This window comes from Halomonas sp. ATBC28, from assembly GCF_005937175.1.
Lineage (GTDB): Bacteria > Pseudomonadota > Gammaproteobacteria > Pseudomonadales > Halomonadaceae > Vreelandella > Vreelandella titanicae.
On record NZ_VCQL01000009.1, the window covers coordinates 175,108 to 201,331 of the forward strand.

Consider the following 26,224-nt stretch of genomic DNA (forward strand, 5'->3'; position numbering starts at 1 on the left):
AGATAGTTTGATTAGCAATCGCTAGCCTGTGCGTAGCGGTAAAAAGTCACACGCTTAGCGGCTAGACGGAGCGGGCTTGACGGCCAGGAGTGCACGGAACAGACCATTCATTAGCACCGGTTCGTCGTGGTGAATCTGAAACCCAGCTTCGCTGAGCAGTGGCTGTGCTTGGCGTGTAATGTCGGTGGCAAGTGCCGATGTGACTCCATTCAGAAGACGTCGGCCCGCGCCCACAGATTGACCGTCTGGCTGGAACTTATCCATTACGCACAGCTGCCCACCGGGTTTTAACACGCGGTACGCTTCGGCAAGCCCTCGCTGTGGATCAGGCATTACCGCAATAATCAGATGCATGATGACGGCCTCAAAGTGCTCATCGGGGTAGTTGAGCGCCTCGGCATCCATCACACTACATTCCACATCGTGGCGAAGCTCCTCGGCTCTTTTTGCCGTGCGCTTCACCATGGCCGGAGCGATATCGGTGGCGTGCAATTCGATGTCATGAGGCAGAAAAGGCAGGTCTAACCCTGTGCCAGCCCCTACCAGCAGCACCCGCATACCAGGCTCCCAATCTACTTGTCCAAGCGCAATACGCCGTGGCCTACGAAACGCACGGGCGGCGACCGCATCGTAGAAAGGTGCGTAAACGGTGTAGCGAAGGCGATTCCACGCGGTGGTGTTGAACATAACGCCCCTTTGCAGCTCAACGCTGCGATTGCTGAATGCCGGGTGTCGACTATTTACATCAGACTACCTATAGCATGAAAGCAATCATTCAACCAATAAAGCGTGCTCATGTTGGATGATTTATTTTATATGGCTAATATTATCACCTTATCAAATTTATTGTGTGGGGTTTATGAAATAGCAAACATTATAGTGATCCTTTGGTTGATTTTTTGTAGTAATTTTTGATTGGTCTTAAAGTTGTAGAGATAAGATTTTGTCATTGTGTTTGATTACCCTTTTTGTAGGCGTGTAGTTAAGCTTTCAACAATATCGATAACTAGCTGTCGATCATTTTGATTTAAAGGCTCTAAAAGCTGTTTCATTCTGCTTGACTGATCATCGATATGAAAACTGGCTTGCCCAAATAACTCAGCTGCCTCGCAGTTGAAAATTTCAGCAAGCTCTATTAAGCGCACAATGTTGGGGATCACCCGCCCGCGCTCGATGCGCGAAACGGCTTCGTTACCAACACCTAGGCGCTCAGCAACTTCCTCTTGGGTCAATTGACTGCGAACCCGCTGTTTGGCAATTGCCCGGCCGATACTGCCTGCAAGCCGTTTCTGTTCTGTTTTATTCACAATGTCCTCCATTAGACCTAGATGGTTGAGGAACGACCTATTGACATGAAGGACTGTTTAGGTTGAATATCATCTTCTAAGGTTGATTTGGATGCCTGTAGTTACTTTTTGTTTCGTTTGGTTACGCCGTGAAATGTGTAATTAAGGGGTAATGATTTAATTGGGTAGCCAAAAAAAAATAAAAAGCATAGGTGTGATAGGTGGAAATGCCCGAAGCTATAAAGCATATAACTGAGGGCAGCTTTAGTAGTGTAAGTTATCAATATGCTTTCAGTGTTAATGTTCAAGTTGCTTTGGTTGTTTGAAGGTTGTTTAAAATCTTATGAAAGAAGATTGTGAGGTGTTGAATGTTGGGTGGTTTTTCTTTTGTAAGCTTTAGGCGTTTATAAACTTTAGTCGTTGATCGGTTACCGAATGGCGTTTATGCGGCGGATCGGTGCGTTTTTTTTAAATACTGTTCAGCAAGAGCGGGAGAGAAGCTTGATGTGTAAATCCGAAGGCGCTTAATAACATGCTCCCTACTTCTGCACCAGAGATTTTTCGACAGTTGGCGGATAAGTTGACCTGCGTCAGTGAAGAGGGCTTTTTTCAACACCTTGTGCGATCCCTGACGGGTATCCTTGGCGTTGATCATGCCGTTGTTGAATATGTCGATAGCCGCCAGGGCACTGTGAGCACATTGGCAGCGTGGTCTCAGGGTGAGTTCATTGAGACAGCTCCGTATTCACTACAAAGCACGCCATGCCAACAGGTCGCGGAACACTCACGGTTGTTTGTGCCTGCTTCTGCTCGTCAGCAGTTCCCGGATGATCAGCGGCTGGACTCCCTGAGCGTTAGGGGTATTTGGGTATCTCCATCGCAGCGCCTGGTGGCGGCTTTTTGGGGGCTATTGCGCTAATGCACTCATCCGTCCTGGAGCTTCCTTCTTATGCCGATGAAGTGTTACGTATCTCTGCGGCGTTGGCTGGCGCAGAGTTGGCGCGTCAGTTAGCAGAAAGCCAAACGCGCGAACGTCTGTTATATAAACAGCAGGCGTTGCAGCGCATTGGTCGACACAACACCGCCCTGATCAACACCATTAATGAGCAGCAACGCTTTCAACACGCCGTTGTTAGCTTGGCAACTGCGGTCTCAGCTGAGAATGGCGAAGCGTTTCTGCGCCGGCTAACCGCCCATATGGCCGAAGCGTTATCCGCTGAAGTGGGGTTTATAGCGCTACTGGACGAGCAGGATTCCGATATCGCGCATACCTTAACGCTGTATGTAAATGGTCAGTGCCAGGATAATTTTGCTTATTATCTTCCCGGCGTTCCTTGCCATAAGGTAATGGTGGAGCAAGAGTGTATCGTTCACGAGGGCGCCGCCATTAGGCTGCCTGCTGAAACCAACGGGGCGCTTTCGTGGGTAAACGGCTATGTTGGGCGGCGGCTGGATGATAGCCATGGTCAGCCGATGGGGCTTATTGGCGTCATGTTTAAGAAGCCGCTGGACGATGTGGATGTTGTGCGCAATGTCTTGCAGATATTTGCTGCGCGGGCCGCTTCAGAGCTTGAACGCCAACAAGACGAAGTACGCATTCGCCAATTGGCTTTTTCTGATTCGGGGACTCAATTGCCCAACCGTGCTGCCTTTATGCGCCACTTAGAGCGAGTGGTCGCCGATACGCAGACCACTGAATTGGCGCTATTGCTACTGGATCTTAATCATTTCAAAGAGATCAATGATACCGCTGGGCATGACCTGGGCGATTTAGTCCTAAAGGCCGTGGCCGAGCGCTTTGCAGCTTCGTTGACGGAGGGACAGTATTTAGCACGCTTAGCTGGTGATGAGTTTGTGGTGGTTTGCCCTGGTGTTGAGGCAAGCAGCGCGTTAGCCACAGCTCAGCAATTGTGCGACAGCATCGCGCAACCGTTTATTGTTGAGCAACACTCCTTTGAGCTTTCTGTGGGAATCGGTCTGGCGCTATATCCTCAGCATGCGGCAATGCCATTAGAGCTGTTGAAACACGCCGACATTGCCATGCATCAAGCCAAGCGGCAAAAGCTTCCCGTATGTGTATTTGAACCCTGGATGGGGCGCGTTGTGGCTGAACAGTTGCATATCGCCAAACGCCTGGCGTCCGCCATTGCCGAAAAACAGCTGAGCCTGCACTTTCAGCCCCAGGTAGATTTGCACACCGGCCAGTTAATTGGCGCTGAGGCGCTGTGTCGGTGGCACGATGAGGAACTGGGTGACGTTTCACCGGGTAAATTTATTCCTATTGCCGAGGAGCGCGGCATGATTGTCGCGCTCGGCAGTTGGGTGATAGAGGAAGCCTGCAGGCAACTTGCCGCATGGCGAGAGCAGGGGCGCTCTATGCCTGGCCAGTTAGCGATTAATATTGCCGCCCAGCAGTTTGAAGAGGATGATTTGGTGACTGGCCTGCTCGGTTGCTGTGTCGACTTTGGCGTTGAGGCGTCACAACTTAGCCTGGAAATTACCGAAAGCGGTATCATGGAGAATCCTGAAAAAGCGATTGCTATGACCGAAGTGTTAAAGAGCAAAGGGTTAGGGCTTTCCATTGATGACTTTGGCACCGGGTATTCGTCGCTTGCCTACCTAAAGCGCTTCGCCGCCGATAAAATTAAAATCGATATCTCCTTCGTCCGCGATATGCTCACCAGCGACAACGACCGTGTCATTGTGGCAACGATCATTGCCATGGCAAACACGCTGGGCCTTGAAACCATTGCGGAAGGGATTGAGAACCAAAACCAGATTAACGCATTGCTTGCAATGGGCTGTGCCCAGGGCCAAGGCTACTACTTTGATCGGCCATTGGCAGCTAAAGAGTTTGCCCAACGCTGGCTGCGCTAGGTGAGTAGGTCGTTTTTGCATTGAGCGTTTTTGAAGGGCGCCCACCAAACTGCTATCTATAATAGACAATAAGCTTAAGGTAGCGCCTGTTCTCCCGGTTCAACGAATCGAGCCCATTCTAATTTTAGCCTCAACCCTTTCAAAAAGCCCGGTTAGTCGGGGTGCCAAGTAGTCTAGACTCATGCTATACCTAAAACGTAACCTCATCTTCACATACGCTCGAGGTGCGCTTTAGGATGGTGAGAAAATCAAAAGGACGCATTTAGCTGATCGAATGGACTCTTTCGTATGTCGATTCGGCAAGTAAGCGAATTTGAATTTAGTCAAAGGATTGTACAGGAGCATGACGCTAAATGAGTGGATCGACCCGGTTAAGTAAATTTTCAAGCTGCAAAGGTTTTTTTTCAGTCGCCGTTCTGGGTGGCCTGCTGGTTGGAAGCATCCCTCTTGAGGCTTTTGCATTTGGCTTCGATGATGTCGCTAGAAAAGCAGAGGAACTAGCCCAGCAGGGCTACCGAGCCCCGGAAACATCTTTGCCTGATGAGCTGCGCGAACTCAGCTATATGGAGTATTCGCAAATACAGTTCAAGCGAGATCGCGATGTGTGGAGCGGTAAAGGCGCACCGTTCACCCTGAGCTTTATCCATGAGGGTATGCATTATGACAGTGCCATCCAATTAAACAGCGTTGATCAGGAGGGGGGGGTACATGGCTTTGCCTATAATCCGGATGATTTTACCTACGGTGATTTAGGCATCTCCGACGAAGTGAAGAATAGCGGTGGCATTGGTATTGCCGGGGTCAGGATCAACCATGCACTCAATGAAGGTGATCGCAAAGATGAGGTGATGGTCTTTCTGGGGGCTAGCTATTTTCGCGCTATTGGCGAAGGGCAGGTTTATGGGCTTTCCGGGCGAGGACTTGCCGTTGATACAGGGCTACCTTCGGGCGAGGAGTTCCCTCGCTTCAAGGAAATATGGATCGTCGAACCTGGCCCGGAAAGCCAGTACTTGACTATTTTCGCACTGCTTGACTCACCTAGCGTGACCGGTGCATACCGCTTCGTGCTGCGTCCCGGAGAAGACACTATAGTCGACGTACAGTCGCGGTTATATTTGCGTCGGGCTGTCGAGAAACTAGGGATAGCTCCACTCACCAGCATGTATCTTTACGGCCCAGAGCAGCCCTCTTCGACACAACACTATATCCCGGCAATCCATGATTCTAATGGCCTTTTGATCAATGATGCGCAGAATGGCTGGCTGTGGCGCCCGCTAGCCAATCCGGCCAGATTGATGATGAATAGGCATGCAACACCTCAGTTACGCGGTTATGGCTTGATGCAGCGTGGCCACAATTTTAGCGATTATCAGGATATTGCTGCACGTTATGATCTGCGCCCAAGCGCCTGGGTCGAGCCACAAAACGAATGGGGGGCGGGTAGCGTTGAGCTGATTCAGATTCCGACTGACAACGAGACCAACGATAATATCGTCTCGATGTGGCTGTCTGATGAACCCCATGAGCCGGGAACACCGCTGGCATTCGATTACCGTATTACGTTCACAACCAATGAAAGCCGCCACCTTGATCCTCAGCTTGCCTGGGTTGAAGAAACACGTCGCTCACGGGGAGAGGTGATGCGCGATAACCTAGTGCGCGAGCCCGACGGGACACTCGCTTTTGTCCTCGATTTTATCGGGCCCTCGCTTTCCGGTATCGGCAGCGATGCAAATATGACCGTTGAGGCAAGCGTGGGCGATAATGGAGAATTGGCGACTAGCCGCGTTGTTCATAACCCAGCGACCAACGGTTGGCGTGTATTTGTCAATGTGAAGCGGAATAATGGCAGCCAGCCCTTGGATATCAGGGCCAAGCTAATGCTCGATGGCAAGCAAATGTCCGAAACCTGGTACTACAGGCTGCCTGCTAATGGCTGAAATGATGTCTTCATCGCAGGCAACGCCAACGGATATTTATTTAGAGCGCTTGGCGTTGGAGACCCAGAATCGTAAGGAGCGCTACAAGTTTCTGGTCGGTGATCTTGATAAGCACGACATGGCGTCGCTACACGCTGCGTTGAGCGAGGATAGTGATGGGGATGGTAATTGGCAGAGAGGTGACAATAGTGATCCTGCAGCGCTGTCAGTAGGTCGGCGCCTGGCGCTTGCCTATGCAGAGCCGCCGCTAGCGCCGCCAGACGTGCTGTCTACGGACACCTCCGGTATTACCCGCCTGCAAACTGCGCCACCGATGAAGCGAACGCCGTTGGCGCCCCAGCAGTGGTCGACCAATCCTTTCGTGAATATTGGTCGCCGCTTCAAGCGCTGGGCAAATGGTGATTTTCGTCGGCGCAGAAGAGAGTCACCCTCCGCGTCCTGGAAGTGGGTCGCCACTAGGCGACGCTGGGTTTTGCTAGTGCTGATTTTCGGTCAAAGTATCATCGCTGCCAATCAGATGCGTACTGTCCTCCCTGGCCAGGGCCTGCAGTGGCTTGAGATAGCTATCCTGTCGTTATTTGTGTTGCTATTCGCCTGGGTATCCGCCGGGTTTTGGACTGCCTTGATGGGATTTTTCCAGCTATTACGAAGCCATGACCGCTACGCCATTGACAGCGAGGTGGGCGACGAGCCGATTGATGATGAGGCACGCACAGCACTATTGGTGCCAATCTGTAACGAGGATGTTGCCAGGGTCTTTGCCGGGGTGCGCGCCACCCTGGAATCCCTGCGCAGTACGGGTAATGACCGGCATTTCGACATCTTTATTCTGAGCGATACGTCCGATCCCGATATTGCCATTCAAGAAACCTATGCCTGGCTGGTGTTGTGTCGTGATCTGGATGCTTTCGGTCAGGTTTTCTATCGCCGCCGACAGCGTCGAGTCAAACGCAAGAGCGGTAATCTCGACGATTTTTGCCGCCGCTGGGGGGTGCTCTATCGTTATATGGTGGTGTTGGACGCCGATAGTGTCATGAGCGGCAAATGCCTGACGCGACTGGTGCAAATGATGGAGGTGCACTCCAGGGTCGGCATTATCCAAACAGCGCCACGCGCTTCGGGGCGCCTCAATCTGTACGCTCGGATGCAACAGTTTGCGACACGAGTGTATGGACCGCTGTTTACTGCCGGGCTCCATTTTTGGCAATTGGGTGAGTCGCATTACTGGGGCCATAACGCGATCATTCGCCTCGCCCCGTTTATGCAGCACTGCATCCTGGCGCCACTGCCCGGTAAAGGCTCGATGTCTGGGGAGATACTATCCCATGATTTTGTTGAGGCGGCGCTGATGCGGCGAGCCGGTTGGGGGGTATGGATTGCCTACAAATTGGAAGGCAGCTTTGAAGAAATGCCACCTAACCTGCTCGATGAACTCAATCGCGACAGACGCTGGTGCCACGGAAATTTGATGAACTTCCGGCTGTTTTTCTCGCAAGGCATCCACCCCGTCCACCGTGCCGTTTTCCTGACCGGTTTAATGTCTTATCTTTCCGCGCCGCTATGGTGTCTTTTTTTAGTGCTTTCGACCGCGCTTTTAGCAGTGCATACCTTTAGCACGCCCGACTACTTTCCTGAGCCGGGAATGTTGTTTCCTGTTTGGCCACAATGGAATCCAACCTTAGCGGTGGGGTTGTTTGGTGTGACGGCGTTACTGCTGTTCTTGCCTAAGCTACTCAGCGTATTGCTGGTGTGGATACAGGGGAGTCGTCAATTTGGCGGGCCTCTTAAGGTATTGGAAAGTATGATTCTCGAGTCGCTATTCTCGATGCTATTAGCGCCGGTAAGGATGCTGTTTCACACCCGCTTTGTACTGACGTCATTGATGGGGTGGGCGGTTCAATGGCGCTCACCATCACGTGAAAATAGCGACACGACGTGGGGGGATGCGTTCCGCGCACATTGGAGTCAAACCCTAATAGGGGTTGTGTGGGCAGCGGGTGTTTACGTTATGGAGCCTACATTTCTGTGGTGGCTCTCGCCCATCGTCGTCGCTTTGATGCTGTCTATCCCGGTATCGGCACTGTCGAGCCGTGTCTCGTTAGGGTGGTTCTGCTTTCAAAAGCGGCTTTTCCGGATCCCCGAAGAAACACAGCCGCCCCGTGTGCTGCGGCGCATGGTGAGGTTGCTTTCCCGCATGAATACAGGAATGGCGGCGCCGTCTTTTGCCCAAATGGTGGTAGATCCTGTGCCGAATGCGTTGGCTACTGCTTTAGGCACATCACGGCATACCGATGCCGAGCCAATACGCCAACGTCGGGCCGAGCGGGTTGCACGCGGAGTCAGGATGGGGCCTGCGGCAATGAGTAAGCTGGAGCGTTTGGATTTTCTAGATGACCCGGTGATGATGTCGCAACTGCACTACCACATTTGGGAAGACAGCAAGGCACATCACAGTTGGTTTGACTGTGGTCTGCCAGGCCGTGAATCCAAGCACCTCCCAACCTTTAACTAGGCAGACGCTCTTTTTTAGCTACTCTCGCATTTAATCAGGCCGGCTGAGAGGCTGGCTTGTATTTGCCGCTATTCACTGACTCGCTCATAACGTTTTCGCACTGAGCGTTTGCGATGGGCTCTCTCCGAACTGCTGCTTGTAGTCGTGGGCGAACTGTCCCAAGTGCCAAAAACCCCAGTAGGTGGCTATTTCCGTGACCGATTGTTGCGGAGATGCCGTCCGCAGCGCCCGGCGCACGCGGTTCAGCCGGGTCAGGCGTAAAAACTGCAGCGGGCTGATGCCCAGGATGGTGGTAAAGCTGTACTGCAGGGTGCGGCGGCTAACGTGAGTGAGCTGACAAAGCTCCTCCATCGTCACCGGGCCATCCAAGTGCTCATCAACATAGCGTTTAACCCGGTCTACCACTTCCTTACGATGAGTGTAACTGGGTGGCAGCTCTGCTCCAGGCTGCTCGCCCTGCAGCAGTTCGAGTAACGCCATCAGCAGAATGTCTTGATGAATATGGCTAGCGATCGCCAAGGTCTGGCTGGTGAGGAGACGTTCAATAAGAAATGACACCGCATTGAGCGTTTCGCCAGCCGCTTGCCGACGCGGCTTTACTTGCCAGCGTTTATCCAGGCGCACCCCCTGCCGTTTAGCCGCCGCGGTCAATGCGGGCAACTGGATCACCAGCCCATATATATCGAAGGCCTGTGGGGTAACCAGTTCAAAATCCCGCCCGCCGGGGCGGCACATCACCTCGCCCGCGCTAAGCGTTTGACCATTGATACGCGTGCCTTGACGAGTAGTGGGAATCCCAATCCACAGCGAATTTGGCCATACCCGACAGTCCTGGCGTAGCGCTTGCCCGGTGTACTCCTTAAACACCTGCATCGTCTCTAATGCCACTTCATCCAGGCGACCATAGAAACTGCCAGGACTGAGCTGGTCGTACTCCTGTTGCCAACGCGTCAGGTTTTGCGCGTGCTCATCAGCATCAAACGCTTCCTGGACGCATCTTTTTGGTGCAAATGCGCTGTCGAGCGTGGTCATGGGTATCTCCTCGAGACGTAATACGCGCCCAATACTGCCTGGTTAACGCCTTAACTTTTTGTATTTATTTGAATTTATTAAATATTGAAGGGTTTGCCAAAACTCGATACTCCCTTTCTAGTGATAGCGCTATGGTAGAAACAAGCAAGTTTTATACCTCAACGCGCATGCCGTGACGCTGTGTCTGAAATATACGTAGAAATTGAAATATAAAAAAGGAAGGCCCCATGACGCAGACCTATCACACGACGGTGGGGAGCCGCAGCTATCGCTTTGCAAGCCTGGCAGAGCTAATGGCTAAAGCCACACCGCCCCGTTCCGGCGACCGTTTGGCCGGAGTAATGGCGGAGAGCGCTGAAGAGCGCGTGGTCGCTCAGATGGTATTGGCTGAACTCCCGCTCACCACCTTTTTGAACGAGGTCTTGATCCCCTACGAAGAGGATGAAATCACTCGGCTGATTATCGATGACCATGACGCCGACGCTTTCGCTCCCCTCCGTCACCTCACCGTCGGCGATTTTCGTAACTGGCTGCTCTCCGACCACGCTACCAGTGAGGTGTTAGCAGAAGTAAAAGCGGGGATTACCCCCGAAATGGCCGCTGCCGTCAGCAAGCTGATGCGCAATCAGGATTTGATTCTGGTGGCCAAAAAGTGTCGGGTCACCACCGCCTTTCGTAATACGATTGGTCTGCCGGGGCGGCTTTCAACGCGGCTCCAGCCAAATCACCCCACCGATGATGTGACCGGTATTGCGGCCAGCATTCTGGATGGCCTGCTCTATGGCAGCGGCGACGCGGTGATTGGCATCAACCCCGCGACGGATAACGTCGCTCAGAGCGTCAAGCTGATGCGCTTGATGGATGAAGTGATCCAGAAGTATCAAATCCCCACCCAGTCCTGTGTGCTTACCCATGTAACGAATACGCTGGAAGCGATCGAGCAGGGCGCCCCGGTGGATCTGGTCTTCCAGTCGATCGGCGGCACTGAGGCCACCAACCGCAGCTTTGGCTTTGACTTGAGTACTCTCGCCGAAGCTGAAGCAGCGGCACAGTCGCTCAATCGCGGTACGGTGGGGCGCAACGTCATGTATTTCGAAACCGGCCAGGGCAGCTCGCTCTCTGCCGACGCTCACCACGGGCTCGACCAGCAAACCTGCGAAGCTCGCGCCTACGCCGTCGCACGCAAGTTCAAGCCTTTGTTAGTGAACACTGTGGTGGGTTTTATCGGTCCGGAGTACCTGTTCGACGGCAAGGAGATCACCCGTGCAGGCCTTGAAGACCACTTCTGCGGCAAGCTGTTGGGCGTGCCCATGGGCTGCGATGTCTGCTACACCAATCATGCCGAAGCCGATCAGAATGATATGGATAACCTGCTCACGCTACTCGGCGTGGCGGGCTGCAATTTCATCATGGGTATCCCCGGCTCCGACGACATCATGCTCAATTACCAGACTACTTCCTTTCACGATGCGCTCTATGCATGGCGGGTACTGGGGCTGAAGGCTGCGCCGGAGTTCGAGCGCTGGCTCGAAGAGATGAAGATTTTCCAGGATGTCAGCACCCACCGGCTCAATGACCAGCTTCCGGCCGCCTTTGCCAAAAGTCTGTACCACCTCCCCAAGGAGCCGCGCCATGGCACATGATCCATCATCCCCCATCGTGGTGGAGAACCCCTGGGAGCGGCTGAATGCCTTTACCGACGCGCGAATTGGCCTGGGGCGCGCTGGGGTCAGCCTGCCGACCAGCAAGTTGCTGGCATTTCAGTTGGCTCACGCCCAAGCACAGGATGCGGTTCACTGTCCGCTGGATGTGGAAGCGCTTTCTACCGAGCTGTCCCAAACCCTGAGTTTGACTGAGACACCGCTACGCTTGCACAGCCATGCCCAGGATCGTGCCACGTACCTGCAGCGGCCCGACTATGGCCGTCGCCTTAACGACGAAGCCCGTGAGCACCTCCAGAAAACCGCCGCGTCTCAGCAGCGTTATGACCTTGCGATTGTTGTGGTCGATGGGCTTTCGGCGTTGGCTGTACAGCAAAACAGTGCTCCGTTTCTTGGCGCGCTTTATCAGATGCTGAGCGGCGATGCTGCCGACTGGCAGCTAGCGCCGCTGACCATTGTGGAGCAGGGGCGGGTAGCGATTGGCGACGAAATTGGCGCCCTGCTCAATGCCGACGCCGTGCTCGTCATGATCGGCGAACGACCGGGGCTAAGCTCGCCGGATAGCCTGGGGCTTTACATGACCTGGGCGCCCGAACCTGGATTAAGGGACGACCGGCGCAACTGCATTTCCAATGTGCGTCCGGCAGGTTTGCAAGTGGAGGAGGCCGCCAGACGCTTCTTTCTGCTGTTAAAAGAGGCCCGCCAGCGCAAATTGTCGGGCGTTAAGTTGAAAGACCGCAGTGAAGACGATGTGCTAGAAGGAGACTCCGCATCAGGTTCGACGCGTAACTTCCTGGTGGCAGATTAACGTCACCTAACAAGCGACACCCTATAACAACGATCACACAACAAAACGGAACAACGTTGGTAAACCACAGCACGCCGCTGACGACGATTTCGTTCCACACTTAAAGGGCAAAACGATGACACAACCAACGATAGATCAGGCGTATCTGGCAAAACGCCAACTGCGCAAAGGCACCGCTGGCTGGATGTTGCTGGCGGGCCTTGGGGTTTCCTACGTAATTTCCGGTGATTTCGCCGGGTGGAACTTTGGTATTGCTGAAGCTGGCTGGGGTGGCTTTGCAATAGCCGCGTGCCTGATGGCGTTAATGTATCTGGCACTGGTGCTGTCACTTGCCGAAATGTCGGCGGCGATACCCGCGGCTGGGGGCGGCTACAGCTTTGCCCGTCAGGCAATGGGGCCTGCTGGCGGCTATCTAACTGGGCTGGCCGTATTGATTGAGTATGCCCTGGCACCGGCGGCCATTGTGATCTTCATTGGTGCCGCCGTAGAGTCGTTGCTGGGTATCAATGGCCCGCTGATCTACCTCATTTTCTACGCATTGTTTATCGGCATTCACCTGGCGGGTGTGGGGGAAGCGCTAAAAGTCATGATGGTCATCAGTGGCTTGGCAGTGTTTGCCATCCTGGCCACCGCCGTCGCACTGATCGGAGATTTTGATGCCGCCAACCTGTTTGATATTGCCCCCACCGATGCGGCAGGTGCGAGCACCTTTATGCCTTTTGGTTGGTACGGCGTTTGGGCGGCACTACCCTTTGGTATGTGGCTGTTCCTAGCGGTAGAGGGCGTACCGCTCGCGGCCGAAGAGGCTAAAGATCCTGCCCGGGACATGCCCAAAGGCATTATCGGCGCGATGCTGTTCCTGCTCTTCACCGCGCTGTTAGTCGTGGTGCTACTAGCCGGTGCGGCGGGTGCCGAGATGATCGGTCAAAGCGGCGTACCGCTGGTGGATGCGTTGAATGCAGCGGGTAATCCGACCCTAGCAACCGTGGTGAACGTGCTGGGTCTGGCGGGGCTGATTGCTTCCTTCTTTTCGATTATTTATGGCTACAGCCGGTTGGTGTTTGCGCTCTCACGGGCGGGGTATCTCCCCAAGGCACTGTCGCTGACCAGTGGCCGTAAAGTGCCTTATCTTGCCCTGATCGTGCCCGGCGTGTTTGGCTTTCTGGTGTCGCTGAGCGGTGAAGGCGATCTGATGCTGGGCATGGCCGTGGTCGGTGCGACGATCTCTTATGCGCTCATGGCACTCAGCCATATTCTACTGCGGGTAAAACAACCCGACCTGCCGCGCCCGTATAAAACCCCTGGCGGTGTCGTCACCTCAGGGATTGCACTGGTGCTCTCCCTGGTTGCGCTCACCGGGGTATACGCCTTCGACCCACGCGCCTTTAACTACACCATCGTGCTGTTCATTGTTGGCGCAGCCTACTTCTTCCTCTACAGCAAGCATCACCTCGTAGCGAAAACCGCCGATGAGGAGTTTGCGCTGGTGGTCGCGTCACCTGAAGATCTGGAAGGTAGTGATGTAGACCCAGCGGTCACGACAGCGAAGCTGTAATTTGCGAGGTTAATCGCCTAGTCTGAATAAGCCTCTTTGCCCTGCGGCAAAGAGGCTTTTTTGGCTAATGATAAGGAGTCATCATGACGTTGACATTTGATCGTCCCAGTGAGCAGCAACGCTGGTATGCCGTTGATGATGGCGTAATGGGAGGCGTTTCAAGGAGCGCTTTTCGCGTTACTGATGGCGAAGGATATTTTCATGGCGAGGTGTCACTTGAAAACGGCGGTGGCTTTGCCTCCGTTCGCCGGGAACCCAACGGTTTTGAACCAACCCTGGCGGATGCCCAGGGAATAGCGCTGACCGTGCGCGGCGATGGGCGTACCTATCAGTTGCGCCTGAAAAGCACCTCCCTTGGCAATGCCTCAGCGTACCGAGTGAAGTTTACGCCTTCTCAAGATGCCTGGGAGACGCTGCACTTCTCATGGGATGCTTTTGAAGCGGTGCGGCGGGGAACGCTACTGAGTGACGCTCCAGCAGTAACGCCAAGCGAGATTCACCAACTCGGCTTTTTAATTGCTGACCGCACCGCGGGGCCTTTTTGCTTACGGCTCAAACGTATTGCGTTGGTGCGCTAAAAATGGGCTACCCAACCAAGGTCGTCTCGTATGTAGTTTACCGTTAGGCAACGCTAGCGGAAATCAACAGGAGCCCAGCCCGTGAAGCACTCACCTGCGTACCGCTTAGCGACGACGATTTTGCATGGCTTCGATGAGTATCGCGAGCGTTTTAAAGAGATCACTGCCGATGCCAGCCGCCGTTTCCGTGACGCGGCGTGGCGCGAAACGCAGCAGGCATCCGCCGAGCGTATCAACCTTTATAAGGAAAAGATTGATGACACTCTGGGGCGTTTAAAGCGTACCTTTGACCCTGAAGTGGTTTCTCACTGCGAGTGCTGGCGCGAGGCGCGCAACCACTATGCTGAGTTGATCAGTCACCGACTCGATTATGAGCTCGCTGAAACCTTCTTTAACTCGCTGTTCTGCGCTATTTTCCATCATCGCCATATCCGCAACGACTGGATGTTTGTGTATAGCTCCCGGGAGGATGCCGCCCACCGCTCGGGAATTGACCTATGCCGTCGCAAACAGGTTAATGGCGACTGGCAGGCTGCCCTCAAATGGGCGCTTATCGATGCCCCCTTCGAAAATCGCTTTGCAGAAATAGATCAGGATACTCATCTCGGCGCCACCTTCTTACAGCAGCACTTACCCACGGCGATTTTGAACGCCGGTGATGCTGAAATCGAGTTGCTGAATAGCGTCTTTTATCGCAATAAAGGCGCCTATTTGGTGGGGCGAATCCTGGGCGGCGGCGAGCAGGTGCCTCTGGTGCTGCCGGTACTCCATGGCGAAGGGTTTGGTGAGCAGCAGGGGGGCGACCCTTGCCTACACCTGGATACGGTACTGATCGAAACCGACGAGGTGTCGATTATTTTCTCCTTCACCCGCGCCTATTTCCAGGTTGAGGTAGCGGTACCCAGGGAGTTTGTCGATTACCTGCAGCAGCTGATGCCGCACAAACCGGAAGGCGAGCTCTACGCTGCCATCGGCTTTTTCAAACATGGTAAAACCGAGTTTTTTCGGGCGCTGAATCGTCAGGTGGCGAAGCGCGAGGATCAGTTTATTATCGCCCCAGGCGTGCGCGGCATGGTGATGGCGGTTTTTGTAATGCCTAGCTTTCGCACCGTCTTTAAAATCATTAAAGATAAATTCGATCCGGCCAAAGACGTAACCCACGCCGTAGTGCGCGAAAAGTATCGGCTAGTAAAGCGCCACGACCGGGTAGGGCGCATGGCCGATACTCAAGAGTTCTCCAATTTTATTGTCCGCCAGGATCATTTTGCGCCGGAGTGTCTGGAGCATTTATTGGAAGTGGCTCCTTCAACCGTTGTGTTGAAAGACGATAAGGTGATTATCAAACACTGCTATACCGAGCGCATGATGACGCCGCTGAACATCTACCTGGAACAGTGTAGTGACCCAGAGAAGGAGATGGTGCTTAAGGATTACGGTAATGCCATTAAGCAAATGGCCGCGGCGAATATCTTTCCCGGTGACATGCTGCTGAAAAATTTTGGCGTTACACGCCATGGAAGGGTGATCTTCTACGACTACGATGAGGTCTGCTACCTCACCGAGTGTCGTTTTCGGCATATACCCAAGTCCCAGGGTAATGACTTCCAAGGGGGCGATACGTTGTCCATCGGCCCTAACGATATTTTTCCAGAGGAGTTTGGCCCTTTCATGTTCGCTAATAAGGCGCTGCGCGATATGTTCATGGCGCAGCACCCCGAGCTATTTGATCCGGAATACTGGCTGGAACTGCAGCAGGCCATCATCGATGGCAGTGTCATCGACGTTTACCCTTACCGCAATAAGCAGCGTTTTGCGGGCAGTATCGGCCAGCTAGTATATTAGGCCTCTATTTAAGGTACGGTGGAACATAAACGACGAGGTAAGCATGGCAGCAAGCCCGCATTTGGTGGTATTTACCGGCTCGGGGATCAGCGCCGAGAGCGGGATTAAAACCTTCCGCGCTAGTGATGGTCTGTGGGAGAATCATCCGGTCGAGGAGGTGGCCACCCCCCAAGCGTGGCAGCGGAATCCGCAGCAGGTATTGGATTTCTATAATCAGCGCCGTGAGCAGATCCGTCGTGCCAAGCCCAACGCCGCCCATAAAGCACTGGCTGCCCTGGAGCAAGGTGGCTTTAGCGTCAGTATCATTACCCAAAATATTGATGACCTTCATGAGCGTGCAGGCTCTCGCCATGTATTACATCTACACGGCGAGATTTTAAAAGCACGTTCGTCAATTGATGGGCGTATGCGCTACCCGCTGCCGAAAGGTGGCATCGAACTGGGCAACGTGTGCGACAAGGGCAGCCAACTTCGGCCCGACGTGGTCTGGTTTGGCGAGTCGGTGCCGCTGTTTCAAGATGCCTGTGAGCTTGTTAGCCAGGCTGATTTTTTACTGGTCGTGGGCACCTCGCTGGCGGTTATGCCTGCGGCATCGCTATTATCCTACATCGACTACGATACCCCCTGCGCATTGGTCGACCCGGAAGCGGATAGGCTCAGCCCGCCAGGGGTGTTGGCAATTAACACTACCGCCGGTGAGGGCGTTCCGGCGCTAGTGAATCGCTGGAAGCAGCAGGGTAATTTGTTATTGTCTTGAGCCGCTTATTTTTGATCCAAAAACCACGTTTTCATCACCTCGGTAATCTGGGTAATTTCCGCTTCCGAGGTGATGTAGGCGGGCATGGTATACAGCCAGCGGCCAATGGGGCGCAGCCACACGCCTCGCTCCTGGGCGAAGTCACCTACGCCTTTCAGCGCCTCGGCGGAGTGCGCTTCGATTACGGCGGTGGCGCCAAGGACTCGAACGTCAGCCACGGCCGGATGTGCATTCAGCGCTTGGTCTTCAAGTAGCTCACGTTGCAACTGCTGGCTGAGCTTGGCAATCTTGTTCAGGTAATTCTCTTCCTCGAAGACGCGCAGACTCTCTAATGCCACGCGGCAGGCCAACGGGTTGCCCATAAAGGTAGGCCCGTGCATAAAGGCGTGATAAGGGCTGTCGCCGACAAAGGCGTCATGGACACGATCTGTGGCGAGCGTAGCGGCGTGACCCAAATAGCCGCCGGTCAAACCTTTGGAGAGCACCATGATATCCGGAGTGATGCCCGAATGGTCGGCGGCAAACAGTTTGCCGGTGCGGCCAAAGCCGGTGGCGACTTCGTCAAAAATCAACAGCACCCCAAACTCATCGCACAGTTCCCTGGCGCCAGTAACATAGTCTGGCGAGGTCATGTTGAGCCCGCCTGCCGCTTGTAACAGGGGCTCCATCAGCAGTGCAGCGATCTCTTCATGGTGGCGCTCAAGTACACTGCGCAGGGCGCTAAGGTCGTGCTCGACCTGTTCAGCGGTGGCATCAAAAGGGGCCGTGGGCGCCGGGGCGAAATGGTGCTGGGGGAGCAGACTGGCGAACAGGCTATGCATGCCTTCTTCTGGGTCGCACACCGCCATGCATCCGGTGGTGTCACCGTGGTACGCCTTCATCAACGAGAGCATCTTTTGTTTTCGGGGGTGGCCGGTAAGCACTTGGTACTGGAGGGCCATTTTCATCGCCACTTCCATACCCACCGAGCCGCTGTCCGAATAGAACACATGATTCAGCCCGGCGGGGGTAATGCGCACCAGTTCACGAGCTAATTGATCGGCGGGCTCATGCGTCAAGCCGCCAAGCATCACGTGGCACAGCTCGCCTGCCTGTTCGCGAATGGCCGCCACCAAGCGCGGGTGGCCGTAACCGTGGATCATGCACCACCAGGAGCAGGTGGCGTCCAGCAGGTGTTCGCCGCTCTCAAGCACAAAGTGAACGCCGTCGCCGCCGACTACCTTGGGGGCGGGTGTCTGGGTTTTTAGGTGTGCATAAGGATGCCAAACCGGCGTGTTCATAACGGCTCCAGGGATAGGTAGGGGGCGGCAGTCGCGGCACTGGGGGCATCTAGATGGGGAATAATGCCTAAACAGGGAGCCGCCAGCTTGGCGTTTAGATGGGCAATATTGGCCTCAAAGCGGGCTGTGTCAGCCGCAAAAGTGGGGTCTACCACGCTGCCTGCCCAGCCGGCTAATACCAAGCCGTCGGCGCGAATGGCTTCTGCGGTTAAGCGGGCATGATTCAAGCAGCCCAGCTTTAGGCCAACCACCAGAATCACCGGTAGCTCAAGCGCCATCGCCAGGTCGGCAAAATCTTCCTGTTCGTTTAACGGTACGCGCCAGCCGCCGGCGCCTTCAATCAGAGTGATGTCTCTGGGTGTTTGGCTAAGCGTTTCGCGCAGCAAGCTAACGATGGTGCTAATCTCAAGCGGCTGACCCGCCTCTAACGCAGCGAGGAGAGGCGCAATGGCGGGGGCAAAGGCGATGGGATTCACCGTGGCGTAGTCGACCGGCGGCACGCTTTGATGCTGAAGGGCGAGAGCATCACTATTTTGCAGGCCTTCAGGCGTCGCTTGGCTGCCTGAGGCGATAGGTTTTAAGCCCAGCGTGCTCAACTGCTGTTGGCGGGCGGTATATAGCAATCCGCTGGTCACCAATGTTTTACCCGCATCGGTATCGGTGCCAGTCACAAACCAGACGTTCATAGCGATTTTTCCAATTGCAGCGTTAAGCAGTGGTAACTCACGGGTAGGCCTTCCGGTTGGCGGAGTTGTTCAAAGCGCGCTTGTGCGGCGGCGATGTCATTTCGACTAAGGCTGGCTTGTGGCCGGGCAATCTGGGCGCCGACACCTTTGATGGACGCCATTACCGCCTTCAAGTCAGGGTAATAGAAGCGCTCAACGCTGGCCGTCTGCCGGGTGATGGTTAAGCCGCTTTCGCCGATGGCTCTCTCGACGCTGGCGCGATCAGACGTTTGCAGCAGCGCTTCGGGTCTCTGCCAGGCATGGCCAACTTCTTTTAACGTTCCTGGCAGCAGCGTCGTAATATGCGCCAATCCCCCGGGCGTGAGGACCCGGTAAAGCTGCTCCATCACCGCGCCAATGTCGGGGCACCACTGCACCGCCAAGTTGGAAAACACCAGATCAAATGCATGCTTACCAAACGGCAGTGCCGCGGCGTCTCCCGGTTGCCAATGAATGCTTTCACCGTGGCGCTGGCGGGCCTGTTCCAGCATGCCGGGGGCTAAATCTAACCCCGTTGTACGAGCATTCGGGTAACGTTCAGCCAACCGCTGTGTCCAGTAGCCGGTACCACACCCCATATCCAACACGTTAAAAGCGTGTGGAGGTAACGAACCCCAAAGCTTCTCGCCTATGTGGCGTTGTGCTGTGGCTAGCGCATCGTAGCGGGGAGCGGCCCGGGAGAAAGCGTGGGCGACCCGTGCCTGCCAGTTAACCTCAGCCTTCAGCGTTAGATCGTTCATAAAACCGCCGTACTGACGTCAGTCATCTGTCTGGCATGATGGCCAATCGTTGCTGCGAGTGCCTGGGGCTGCGAGAGCATCGGGCAGTGGCCGACATCGCTTAGGGGCTTGCTTAGGCGGCGCTGGGCGGGGCTGATGAATGGATCATGGTCGCCGATGAGACGTACCACTGGGCAAGGGGGCGCCGCTAGGCGTGGGCGATTATCAATGGTTGCCAGCCAGTGTAGGCCGGTAGCCAAGGTGGGGCTGTCGGCAGGCGGTGTATCGCCCAATAAATCACGCAGTTGCCGGTGAACTTGCCGGGGGCCGGGCTCACCTTGGGTCTGCCAGCGCAAAAAGTGTTGCCAGGTCGCGGTGGGGTCGCGCTGAAAGGCGCGTTGGAAGGCACTCAGCTTGGCGCTAGTGACGCCACCTTTGGCGCTGACCTCGCCTTTGACACAGAACGTCTCCCCCGCACCGAGCAGAATCAGGCCCCGAGGTGGGGGAAGATACGCCAGTAGTGCCGTAGCAAGTAGTCCGCCCAATGACCAGCCGACCCAGACTGCATTGCTGGTTAACGGCTCGACCATAGCGTCTGCCAACTCTTCCAGCGTAGCGTTCGCCCTCAGCGGGGGTGCATCGCCGTAGCCGGGCCACTCCACCGCCTGGGAAGATAGGTGAGTGGGCCAGTACGCCTCAAGCGGCTGCCAAATACGCTGGTCGATTCCCCAGCCGGAGAGCAGGATTAAGCGCAGGGGCTGCATAACGCCTCTTGATGCTGGCAGTGGTGGAGCGCGGCTAATAGCTGGTCAATATCGTCGTGCTGATGGCGAGCGCTTAACGTCACCCGCAGACGGGCTTCACCCTTGGGCACCGTTGGCGGTCTAATCGCCCCCACTTGGATCCCCTTTTGCTGGAGCTGTACTGCCCAGCCTAGGGTGCGCGCTTCATCGCCCAGGATCAGCGGCTGAATGGGGGTGGCCGAATCGCTGAGAGGTAGCCCCAGGTGCAGCGCCTCATTGCGAAAGTAAGCGATATTGGCGTTTAGCTGGGCGCGGCGTTCCGGTTCTCCCTGAACGATCTCCAGCGCTTTTAACGTCGCGGCGGCGATGGCCGGCGGCTGGGCGGTGGTATAGACATAGCTGCGTGAAAACTGAATCAGGTGATCGATTAACTCGGTATTGCCAGCAACAAATGCCCCGGCGGTGCCTAATGCTTTTCCTAACGTGCCGACCAAAATCGGCACGTCCTTACTACTCCAGGTGTTGCCCACGCAGCCGCTGGCATTGTCGCCTAGCACGCCTACGCCGTGGGCATCATCGATCATCAGCCAGGCGCTGTGCTTCTGACTGACTTCGACCAGCGTGGCGATGTCGGCGATATCGCCATCCATACTGAAAACACCATCGCTGACCACGAGCTTGTGCGCGCACTCACTGCGCACCAGCAGGCTTTCCAGATCAATGGCATCGCGGTGATGAAAGCGCCGCGAGCGGGCACCGCTTAACGCGGCGCCATCAATTAGTGATGCGTGGTTGAGGCGATCCTGGAAAATAGCGGTATGGCGATCTGCCAGCGCTTGCAGCACGCCGAGATTGGCCATATAACCGGTAGAAAACAGCAGCGCACGTTCGCGGCCTGTCCAGCGTGCTAGCGCTTCTTCCAGAGCGTCGTGAATCTCTAGATGACCGCTGACCAAGTGCGAAGCACCTGCACCCGCGCCAAACCGGCGCGCGCCTTCCGCCTGGGCTTCACACACGCGAGGGTCTAGGGTGAGGCCCAGGTAGTCGTTACCTGCAAAGTCGAGGGTATTGTTTTTGGCTACCTGACGAGTTCGCCAGCGCTCCGTCTGTTGACGATGAGCGCGGGCGTCGGCCAGACGCTGTTGCCACGCTTCAGACACTGGCGTCTACCGCCAGCTCGGCAACCCTTTCGGCGTGCACCTGCTGCTGTGCCTGTTGGGCAAGGCGAGCCGCTTGAGTATCTTCGCTTTCGCAGGTCTCGCGCTTCTCAGGGTGCAGGCCCAGCTTGGTAAACAGCGCACGGTCACGATCCACTTGGGGGTTACCAGTGGTCAGCAGTTTGTCGCCATAGAAGATCGAGTTGGCGCCTGCCAAGAACGCCAGCGCCTGGGTCGATTCGTTCATCTGCTCGCGGCCAGCGGAGAGCCGCACATGGCTTTGCGGCATCATAATGCGGGCGACCGCAATGGCGCGTATGAACTCGATGGGGTCTAAATCTTCAACATTTTCCAGCGGCGTGCCGGGCACTTTCACCAGCATATTGATCGGCACGGATTCAGGGTGCGGTGAGAGCTTGGCCAGCTGTTGCAACAGGGCGCTACGGTCTTTGGCATCTTCACCCATGCCGAGAATCCCGCCAGAGCAGACCTTCATGCCCGCATCGCGCACGTTGGAGAGCGTTTCCAGCCGGTCGCTGTAGGTGCGGGTGGTAATGATCTCGCCGTAGAACTCCGGCGAGGTATCCAGGTTGTGGTTGTAGTAATCGAGCCCTGCCGTGGCCAATCGACTGGCCTGTTCGCCGTCGACCATCCCCAGCGTCATGCAGGTTTCAAGGCCCACGGCTTTCACCTGACGAACCATCTCTTCGACCAGCAGTAGATCTTTATCCCGCGGGCTTCGCCAGGCGGCGCCCATGCAAAAACGGCTGGCACCTGCCTCTTTCGCTGCCTTGGCTTGTTCGACGACCTTTTCAATTTCCAGCAGCTTCTCTTTTTCCAGCTGAGTGTTGTAGTGGCCGGATTGGGGACAGTATTTGCAGTCTTCGGGGCAGGCGCCGGTCTTGATCGACAGCAGGGTAGAGACCTGCACCGCGTTAGCATCGAAGTGGGCACGGTGAACCTGCTGGGCTTGAAACAGCAGGTCATTGAACGGCAGCGCGAAAAGCGCGTTGATCTCATCCAGCGTCCAGTCGTGGCGCTGCGCATGAAGAAGCTGTTCGTGATGCACGGTCATGGTGTAAACCTTTTTACCTTTAATAGTTGACGAGACTTTAGCGGCGTTGCGCTTTGGGTGTCAACGTTGAAGATTTTTTAGGTTTACGGTGGTGGTGGAAACATTCGTCAAAAGATGATGCGCTCATTTATACTCTGCGCCCTTTTTCACATTCTGGAGCGTGGATGTCTGATGTTGATAGCTCTGTTGACGAGAGCTCTGTGAATCATGATTCAGCCGCTGAACATCCGCGTCCGCCGCGGCGCGAGTTCAAGGCGCGGGGCAGTTTTGTCACCCGCTGCGATAACTGTCAGCTCCCCGTACTGAATTGCCTGTGCCCCTATCAGGTGAAGGCGGAGAGCCATGCTCAGGTGTGGTTATTGACCCACCCCTTGGAGCATTACAAGCCAACCAACACCGGGCGTTTGATTGGTGATGTGATCACGACGACCCAAGTGTTTACCTGGTACCGCACGGCGCCGGATGCACAGCTGGCCGCGTTGTTGAAAGATCCTCTTTACGCGCCCTTTGTGATCTTTCCCGATGATCAGCCCGACTATGCGGATCGGGTGGTTGGCATAGACGCGGTGCATGCGGCGAAAGCCCAGGCGCGCATTCCGGTGTTTATCATTTTGGATGGCACCTGGCGTCAGGCGCGGCGCATGTTCCGTAAAAGCGCTTATCTGGATGCTTTGCCCGTGCTGCCATTGAGAACCGAGCGTGAGACGCGCTACCGGCTGCGCAAACCGGCGTCAAAATCGCACCTTTGTACTGCGGAAGTGGCTATCGAGCTGCTGCGCCAGGGTGGGGATACAGTTGCTGCGGACGTGCTGGATGACTACTTTGAGGTATTTAACGATAGTTATGCGGCGAGCCGATTGCATCACAAAATCGACCCGCCTACTGCAGCGATGCGGCGCCTAGCCGCCAAACAGAGCACCGGCGATTCTGAATCCGGCCACCCAGGTGCCCACCGCGGAGCCTAGCGTGGCGAGAATAAACACCAGCAGGGTGCGCGAGACACGGTTTTTCCACCAGCCTTTCAACTGCGTGACATCGTGGCGTAGCGATGAAAAATCGCGCACTTTGGGTTTGCGCATAAAGAGCTCAACCCCAGCGGCCACAAATCCAGCGCCGATGGTGGGGTTCAGCGAGGTGAGCGGCGCGGCAAAGAAGGTGGCAATCACGGTCACCGGGTGCGCCATGGCGATAATCGTCGCACCGCCAGAGAGAATACCGTTAATCAAGAACCACTCAAGCACCAGTTGCCAGCCAAGGTCGGTGTTACGTGAAAAACCAATCGCAAAGCCGGTAAGCACCAACGCGGTAATCAGCCACGGCAGCGCTTTCCAAAGCTTGGACGGTGGCGGGGTGGCTTCCAGTGTTTCGCGCTCTACCTTTGGCTCGGCTGGCAGCGGTGTTTCCAGATGTTCGCCAGTACCTTTGAGGTGGCCTGCGCCGAGTACTACTAACACGTGCTGGTAGCGCCCCGGCGGCGCGTCTTCGGCTAAGCGTAACGCCATATAGCGGTCGCGCTCGCGAATCAACGGTGTATAGAGCGCTTCGGATTCGGCGGCAAACTCGCTGAAGGTGGCCTCCAGCATATCGCCCTCTTTGAGCTTTTCGATGTCCTCTTTGGAGACATCCTGACGCGATAACACGCTGCCAAGCAGGCCTGAAAACAGCGAGAAGCGCTGCCACCAGGGCACATTGCTGTAAATGCGTTTCAGCGTTACGCCGACATCGCGGTCAACCAGCAACAGCGGCAGTTTCAGTCGGTTAGCTTCCTCAACTGCCGCACGCATTTCGGCCCCCGGCTGAATGCCGGATTGATCGGCAATCCGTTGCTGAAAGGCGCCCAGCGCCAGGCTTGCGGCCACCATGCCCGCTTTACCTTGTTTAAAGACTTGGAATAGATCCTGCTCGCCCATGGCATCCGGGTTGGACATGCTGTGGTGGCGGGCGTCACATAACTCAATGGCCACTGCATCAAAGGCGCCGCTTGCCAATAGCGCATGCACGTCGTCGGCACTTTCCGCCGACACATGGGCCGTGCCCAGCAGCGTGTAGCGGGTTTCACCGACAGTGATTGTTTTTAACGGCCCGCTGGTGGCTGGCAGCGAAGTCGGTGTTTCAGCCAGCGACTCCGCTTCTGCGTTGGGCGTTTCGTCGTGAGATGTATCTTCGTGGTTCATTAACAGCTCTCAAATCGATCAATAAGGGGGGGGCAGGCGTGAAGCGCTTAACGCCGCCAGAAAGCGGGGGTAAACAGCACCAGTACCGTAAAAATTTCCAGGCGACCGAGCAGCATAGCCATGACCAGTATCCATTTCGCCAAGCTAGGCATGTCGCCATAGTGAGTGTGGGATTCACCCAGTGCAGGGCCGAGATTATTGAGGGCCGAGCCCACCGTCGACCAGGCTGTGACCTGATCAACCCCGGTTGCCATGACGCCCACTAGCATTAAAAAGAACAGCATCACGTAGACTGAAAAGAACCCCCATACCGCTTGAGCAATGCTGTCGGGGACACTGACTTTACCTACTTTGACCGCAATCACCGCATTGGGGTGGATCAATCGCATGATTTCACGCATGCCCTGCTTGAGGATCAGAATGATCCTTATCACCTTCATGCCGCCACCGGTAGAGCCGGAGCAGCCGCCAACAAAGGCTGCCACAAACAGTAAAAAGGGCAGGGCGCCGGGCCACATGGAAAAGTCGGCAACGCTGAAGCCTGCTGTGGTGGCCACCGACACGACTTGGAAAACCCCGTGTCTCAGACCGCGCGCGGTGTCGTAGGTGTCGGTTAACCACAGAGAGAGCACGGTGACCACGGACAGGGCGAGTAGAAATAGCATCAAAAAGCGCGCTTCGGGGTCGTGAAAGTAGTGCATCAGGCTTTTTTCACGCCAAGCGATAAAGTGTAGGCTAAAGCTGAACGCCGAAATCAACATAAAACCCACGCATATCATCTCGATGGTAGCGCTATCGAAATAGCCGATGCTGGCGTCGTGAGTGGAGAAGCCACCAATGGCGACGGTGGAAAAGCTATGGCTCAAGGCATCGAACCAGCTCATGCCCGCTAACATATAGGCGATCATGCAGGCCAGGGTGAGCGTGGCGTAGATATACCATAGCGCCTTGGCGGTTTCGGTGATGCGTGGTGTGAGCTTGGAGTCTTTCAGCGGCCCAGGAATCTCGGTGCGATACAGCGCCATACCGCCCACGCCGAGGGTGGGCAAAATGGCGACGGCCAAAACGACGATCCCCATGCCGCCCAGCCACTGGAGCTGCTGGCGATAGTAGAGAATCGACTCGGGTAGAAAATCGATGCCGGTAATCACCGTGGCGCCGGTAGTGGTTAAACCGGAGAACGACTCAAATACCGCATCGGTGACGCCGAGAGAACCTTCGCCGAATAGCATCAGCGGCAGTGAGCCGAACAGCGCCAGCACCGTCCAGAACATCGCGGCGATAATAAAGCCGTCGCGGATACGCAGCTCTTTTTGCGAGCGTCGATTGGGAAGGTAAAGCAGTAATCCCGTCACCACCGAAATCGCAATACCGCTAATAAAGGCACTCCACACGCCGTCACGAAACCAGAGTGAAATCAGCGTTGGGGGGAGCATGGTAAGGCTGAAGAGCATCAGCAGCAGCCCCAAAATGCGCAAAATAACCCGCAGACTCATGGTTGTC

General features: G+C 55.4%; 22 protein-coding genes. 11 read left to right on the forward strand and 11 right to left on the reverse strand.

Annotation, left to right across the window (positions count from 1 at the left end; all coding sequences use genetic code 11):
- Positions 1–54 precede the first annotated feature (54 nt).
- Together E0L35_RS12460 and E0L35_RS12465 are read right to left on the reverse strand one after the other, a co-directional pair.
- A complete protein-coding gene (locus E0L35_RS12460) occupies positions 55–687 on the reverse strand; it encodes a methyltransferase domain-containing protein (protein ID WP_009288375.1) in 633 nt (210 codons plus the stop codon).
- A gap of 272 nt (positions 688–959) precedes the next feature.
- Entirely contained in the window at positions 960–1,319 is a 360-nt protein-coding gene (locus E0L35_RS12465) for a helix-turn-helix transcriptional regulator (protein WP_081742548.1), read from the reverse strand.
- A gap of 499 nt (positions 1,320–1,818) precedes the next feature.
- Here E0L35_RS12465 and E0L35_RS26655 point away from each other — a divergent pair, with 499 nt between their 5' ends.
- The 4 genes from E0L35_RS26655 (at position 1,819) to mdoH (ending at position 8,615) form a co-directional block, all read left to right on the forward strand.
- Positions 1,819–2,205: a hypothetical protein gene (locus tag E0L35_RS26655; protein ID WP_249362136.1), complete on the forward strand. Its 387-nt coding sequence runs from the start codon at positions 1,819–1,821 to the stop codon at positions 2,203–2,205.
- Positions 2,205–4,163 (forward strand): bifunctional diguanylate cyclase/phosphodiesterase, encoded by a 1,959-nt coding sequence (locus tag E0L35_RS12470; RefSeq protein WP_249362137.1) that lies wholly within the window; start codon positions 2,205–2,207, stop codon positions 4,161–4,163. The genes E0L35_RS26655 and E0L35_RS12470 overlap by 1 nt, the downstream gene beginning before the upstream one ends.
- Positions 4,164–4,516: 353 nt before the next feature.
- Positions 4,517–6,103 carry a glucan biosynthesis protein G gene (locus E0L35_RS12475; RefSeq protein ID WP_138800447.1) on the forward strand — a complete coding sequence of 529 codons (1,587 nt, stop codon included), beginning with the start codon at positions 4,517–4,519 and terminating at the stop codon, positions 6,101–6,103.
- Positions 6,096–8,615 (forward strand): glucans biosynthesis glucosyltransferase MdoH, encoded by a 2,520-nt coding sequence (gene mdoH / locus E0L35_RS12480; RefSeq protein WP_138800448.1) that lies wholly within the window; start codon positions 6,096–6,098, stop codon positions 8,613–8,615. Before E0L35_RS12475 ends, mdoH begins: the two co-directional genes overlap by 8 nt.
- Positions 8,616–8,699: 84 nt before the next feature.
- Here the strand turns inward: mdoH and E0L35_RS12485 are convergent, their stop codons facing one another.
- Positions 8,700–9,647 (reverse strand): helix-turn-helix domain-containing protein, encoded by a 948-nt coding sequence (locus E0L35_RS12485; protein ID WP_138800449.1) that lies wholly within the window; start codon positions 9,645–9,647, stop codon positions 8,700–8,702.
- A gap of 227 nt (positions 9,648–9,874) precedes the next feature.
- On the opposite strand from E0L35_RS12485, the gene E0L35_RS12490 reads away from it, so the two are divergent.
- The 6 genes from E0L35_RS12490 to E0L35_RS12515 all read left to right on the forward strand — a co-directional run bounded on the left by E0L35_RS12490 (position 9,875) and on the right by E0L35_RS12515 (position 16,848).
- Entirely contained in the window at positions 9,875–11,290 is a 1,416-nt protein-coding gene (locus E0L35_RS12490; RefSeq protein WP_138800450.1) for an ethanolamine ammonia-lyase subunit EutB, read from the forward strand.
- A complete protein-coding gene (gene eutC / locus E0L35_RS12495; RefSeq protein WP_138800451.1) occupies positions 11,280–12,116 on the forward strand; it encodes an ethanolamine ammonia-lyase subunit EutC in 837 nt (278 codons plus the stop codon). Before E0L35_RS12490 ends, eutC begins: the two co-directional genes overlap by 11 nt.
- 115 nt (positions 12,117–12,231) lie before the next feature.
- On the forward strand, positions 12,232–13,671 hold the full coding sequence (gene eat, locus E0L35_RS12500; RefSeq protein ID WP_138800452.1) for an ethanolamine permease: 1,440 nt from the start codon (positions 12,232–12,234) through the stop codon (positions 13,669–13,671).
- A gap of 83 nt (positions 13,672–13,754) precedes the next feature.
- Positions 13,755–14,249, forward strand: a complete 495-nt coding sequence (locus tag E0L35_RS12505; protein ID WP_138800453.1) for a CIA30 family protein — start codon at positions 13,755–13,757, stop codon at positions 14,247–14,249.
- Between the two features lie 81 nt (positions 14,250–14,330).
- On the forward strand, positions 14,331–16,091 hold the full coding sequence (gene aceK / locus E0L35_RS12510) for a bifunctional isocitrate dehydrogenase kinase/phosphatase (protein ID WP_138800454.1): 1,761 nt from the start codon (positions 14,331–14,333) through the stop codon (positions 16,089–16,091).
- Between the two features lie 43 nt (positions 16,092–16,134).
- The gene (locus E0L35_RS12515) at positions 16,135–16,848 is read left to right on the forward strand and encodes an NAD-dependent deacylase (protein WP_138800455.1); all 714 of its coding nucleotides are present in this window, start codon (positions 16,135–16,137) and stop codon (positions 16,846–16,848) included.
- 5 nt (positions 16,849–16,853) lie between these two features.
- On the opposite strand, the gene bioA is transcribed toward E0L35_RS12515, so the two are convergent.
- The 6 genes from bioA to bioB are packed head-to-tail and all read right to left on the reverse strand — an operon-like array spanning position 16,854 to position 22,547.
- Positions 16,854–18,128, reverse strand: a complete 1,275-nt coding sequence (bioA, locus tag E0L35_RS12520) for an adenosylmethionine--8-amino-7-oxononanoate transaminase (RefSeq protein ID WP_138800456.1) — start codon at positions 18,126–18,128, stop codon at positions 16,854–16,856.
- Positions 18,125–18,814, reverse strand: a complete 690-nt coding sequence (gene bioD, locus E0L35_RS12525; RefSeq protein WP_138800457.1) for a dethiobiotin synthase — start codon at positions 18,812–18,814, stop codon at positions 18,125–18,127. The genes bioA and bioD overlap by 4 nt, the downstream gene beginning before the upstream one ends.
- Complete coding sequence (locus tag E0L35_RS12530) at positions 18,811–19,593, reverse strand: methyltransferase domain-containing protein (protein ID WP_138800458.1); 783 nt, start codon at positions 19,591–19,593, stop codon at positions 18,811–18,813. Before E0L35_RS12530 ends, bioD begins: the two co-directional genes overlap by 4 nt.
- Complete coding sequence (locus E0L35_RS12535) at positions 19,590–20,336, reverse strand: alpha/beta fold hydrolase (RefSeq protein WP_138800459.1); 747 nt, start codon at positions 20,334–20,336, stop codon at positions 19,590–19,592. The genes E0L35_RS12530 and E0L35_RS12535 overlap by 4 nt, the downstream gene beginning before the upstream one ends.
- Positions 20,318–21,475 carry an 8-amino-7-oxononanoate synthase gene (gene bioF / locus E0L35_RS12540; RefSeq protein ID WP_138800460.1) on the reverse strand — a complete coding sequence of 386 codons (1,158 nt, stop codon included), beginning with the start codon at positions 21,473–21,475 and terminating at the stop codon, positions 20,318–20,320. The genes E0L35_RS12535 and bioF overlap by 19 nt, the downstream gene beginning before the upstream one ends.
- The gene (gene bioB / locus E0L35_RS12545; RefSeq protein WP_022520102.1) at positions 21,468–22,547 is read right to left on the reverse strand and encodes a biotin synthase BioB; all 1,080 of its coding nucleotides are present in this window, start codon (positions 22,545–22,547) and stop codon (positions 21,468–21,470) included. The genes bioF and bioB overlap by 8 nt, the downstream gene beginning before the upstream one ends.
- Before the next feature lie 164 nt (positions 22,548–22,711).
- Between bioB and E0L35_RS12550 the strand changes: the two genes are divergently transcribed.
- Complete coding sequence (locus tag E0L35_RS12550) at positions 22,712–23,512, forward strand: tRNA-uridine aminocarboxypropyltransferase (RefSeq protein WP_138800461.1); 801 nt, start codon at positions 22,712–22,714, stop codon at positions 23,510–23,512.
- Here E0L35_RS12550 and E0L35_RS12555 read toward each other — a convergent pair.
- Together E0L35_RS12555 and E0L35_RS12560 are read right to left on the reverse strand one after the other, a co-directional pair.
- Entirely contained in the window at positions 23,447–24,721 is a 1,275-nt protein-coding gene (locus E0L35_RS12555; RefSeq protein ID WP_138800462.1) for a TraB/GumN family protein, read from the reverse strand. The two genes, E0L35_RS12550 and E0L35_RS12555, sit on opposite strands and share 66 nt — an antisense overlap.
- Positions 24,722–24,768: 47 nt before the next feature.
- On the reverse strand, positions 24,769–26,217 hold the full coding sequence (locus E0L35_RS12560) for a TrkH family potassium uptake protein (RefSeq protein WP_009288387.1): 1,449 nt from the start codon (positions 26,215–26,217) through the stop codon (positions 24,769–24,771).
- Positions 26,218–26,224 lie beyond the last annotated feature (7 nt).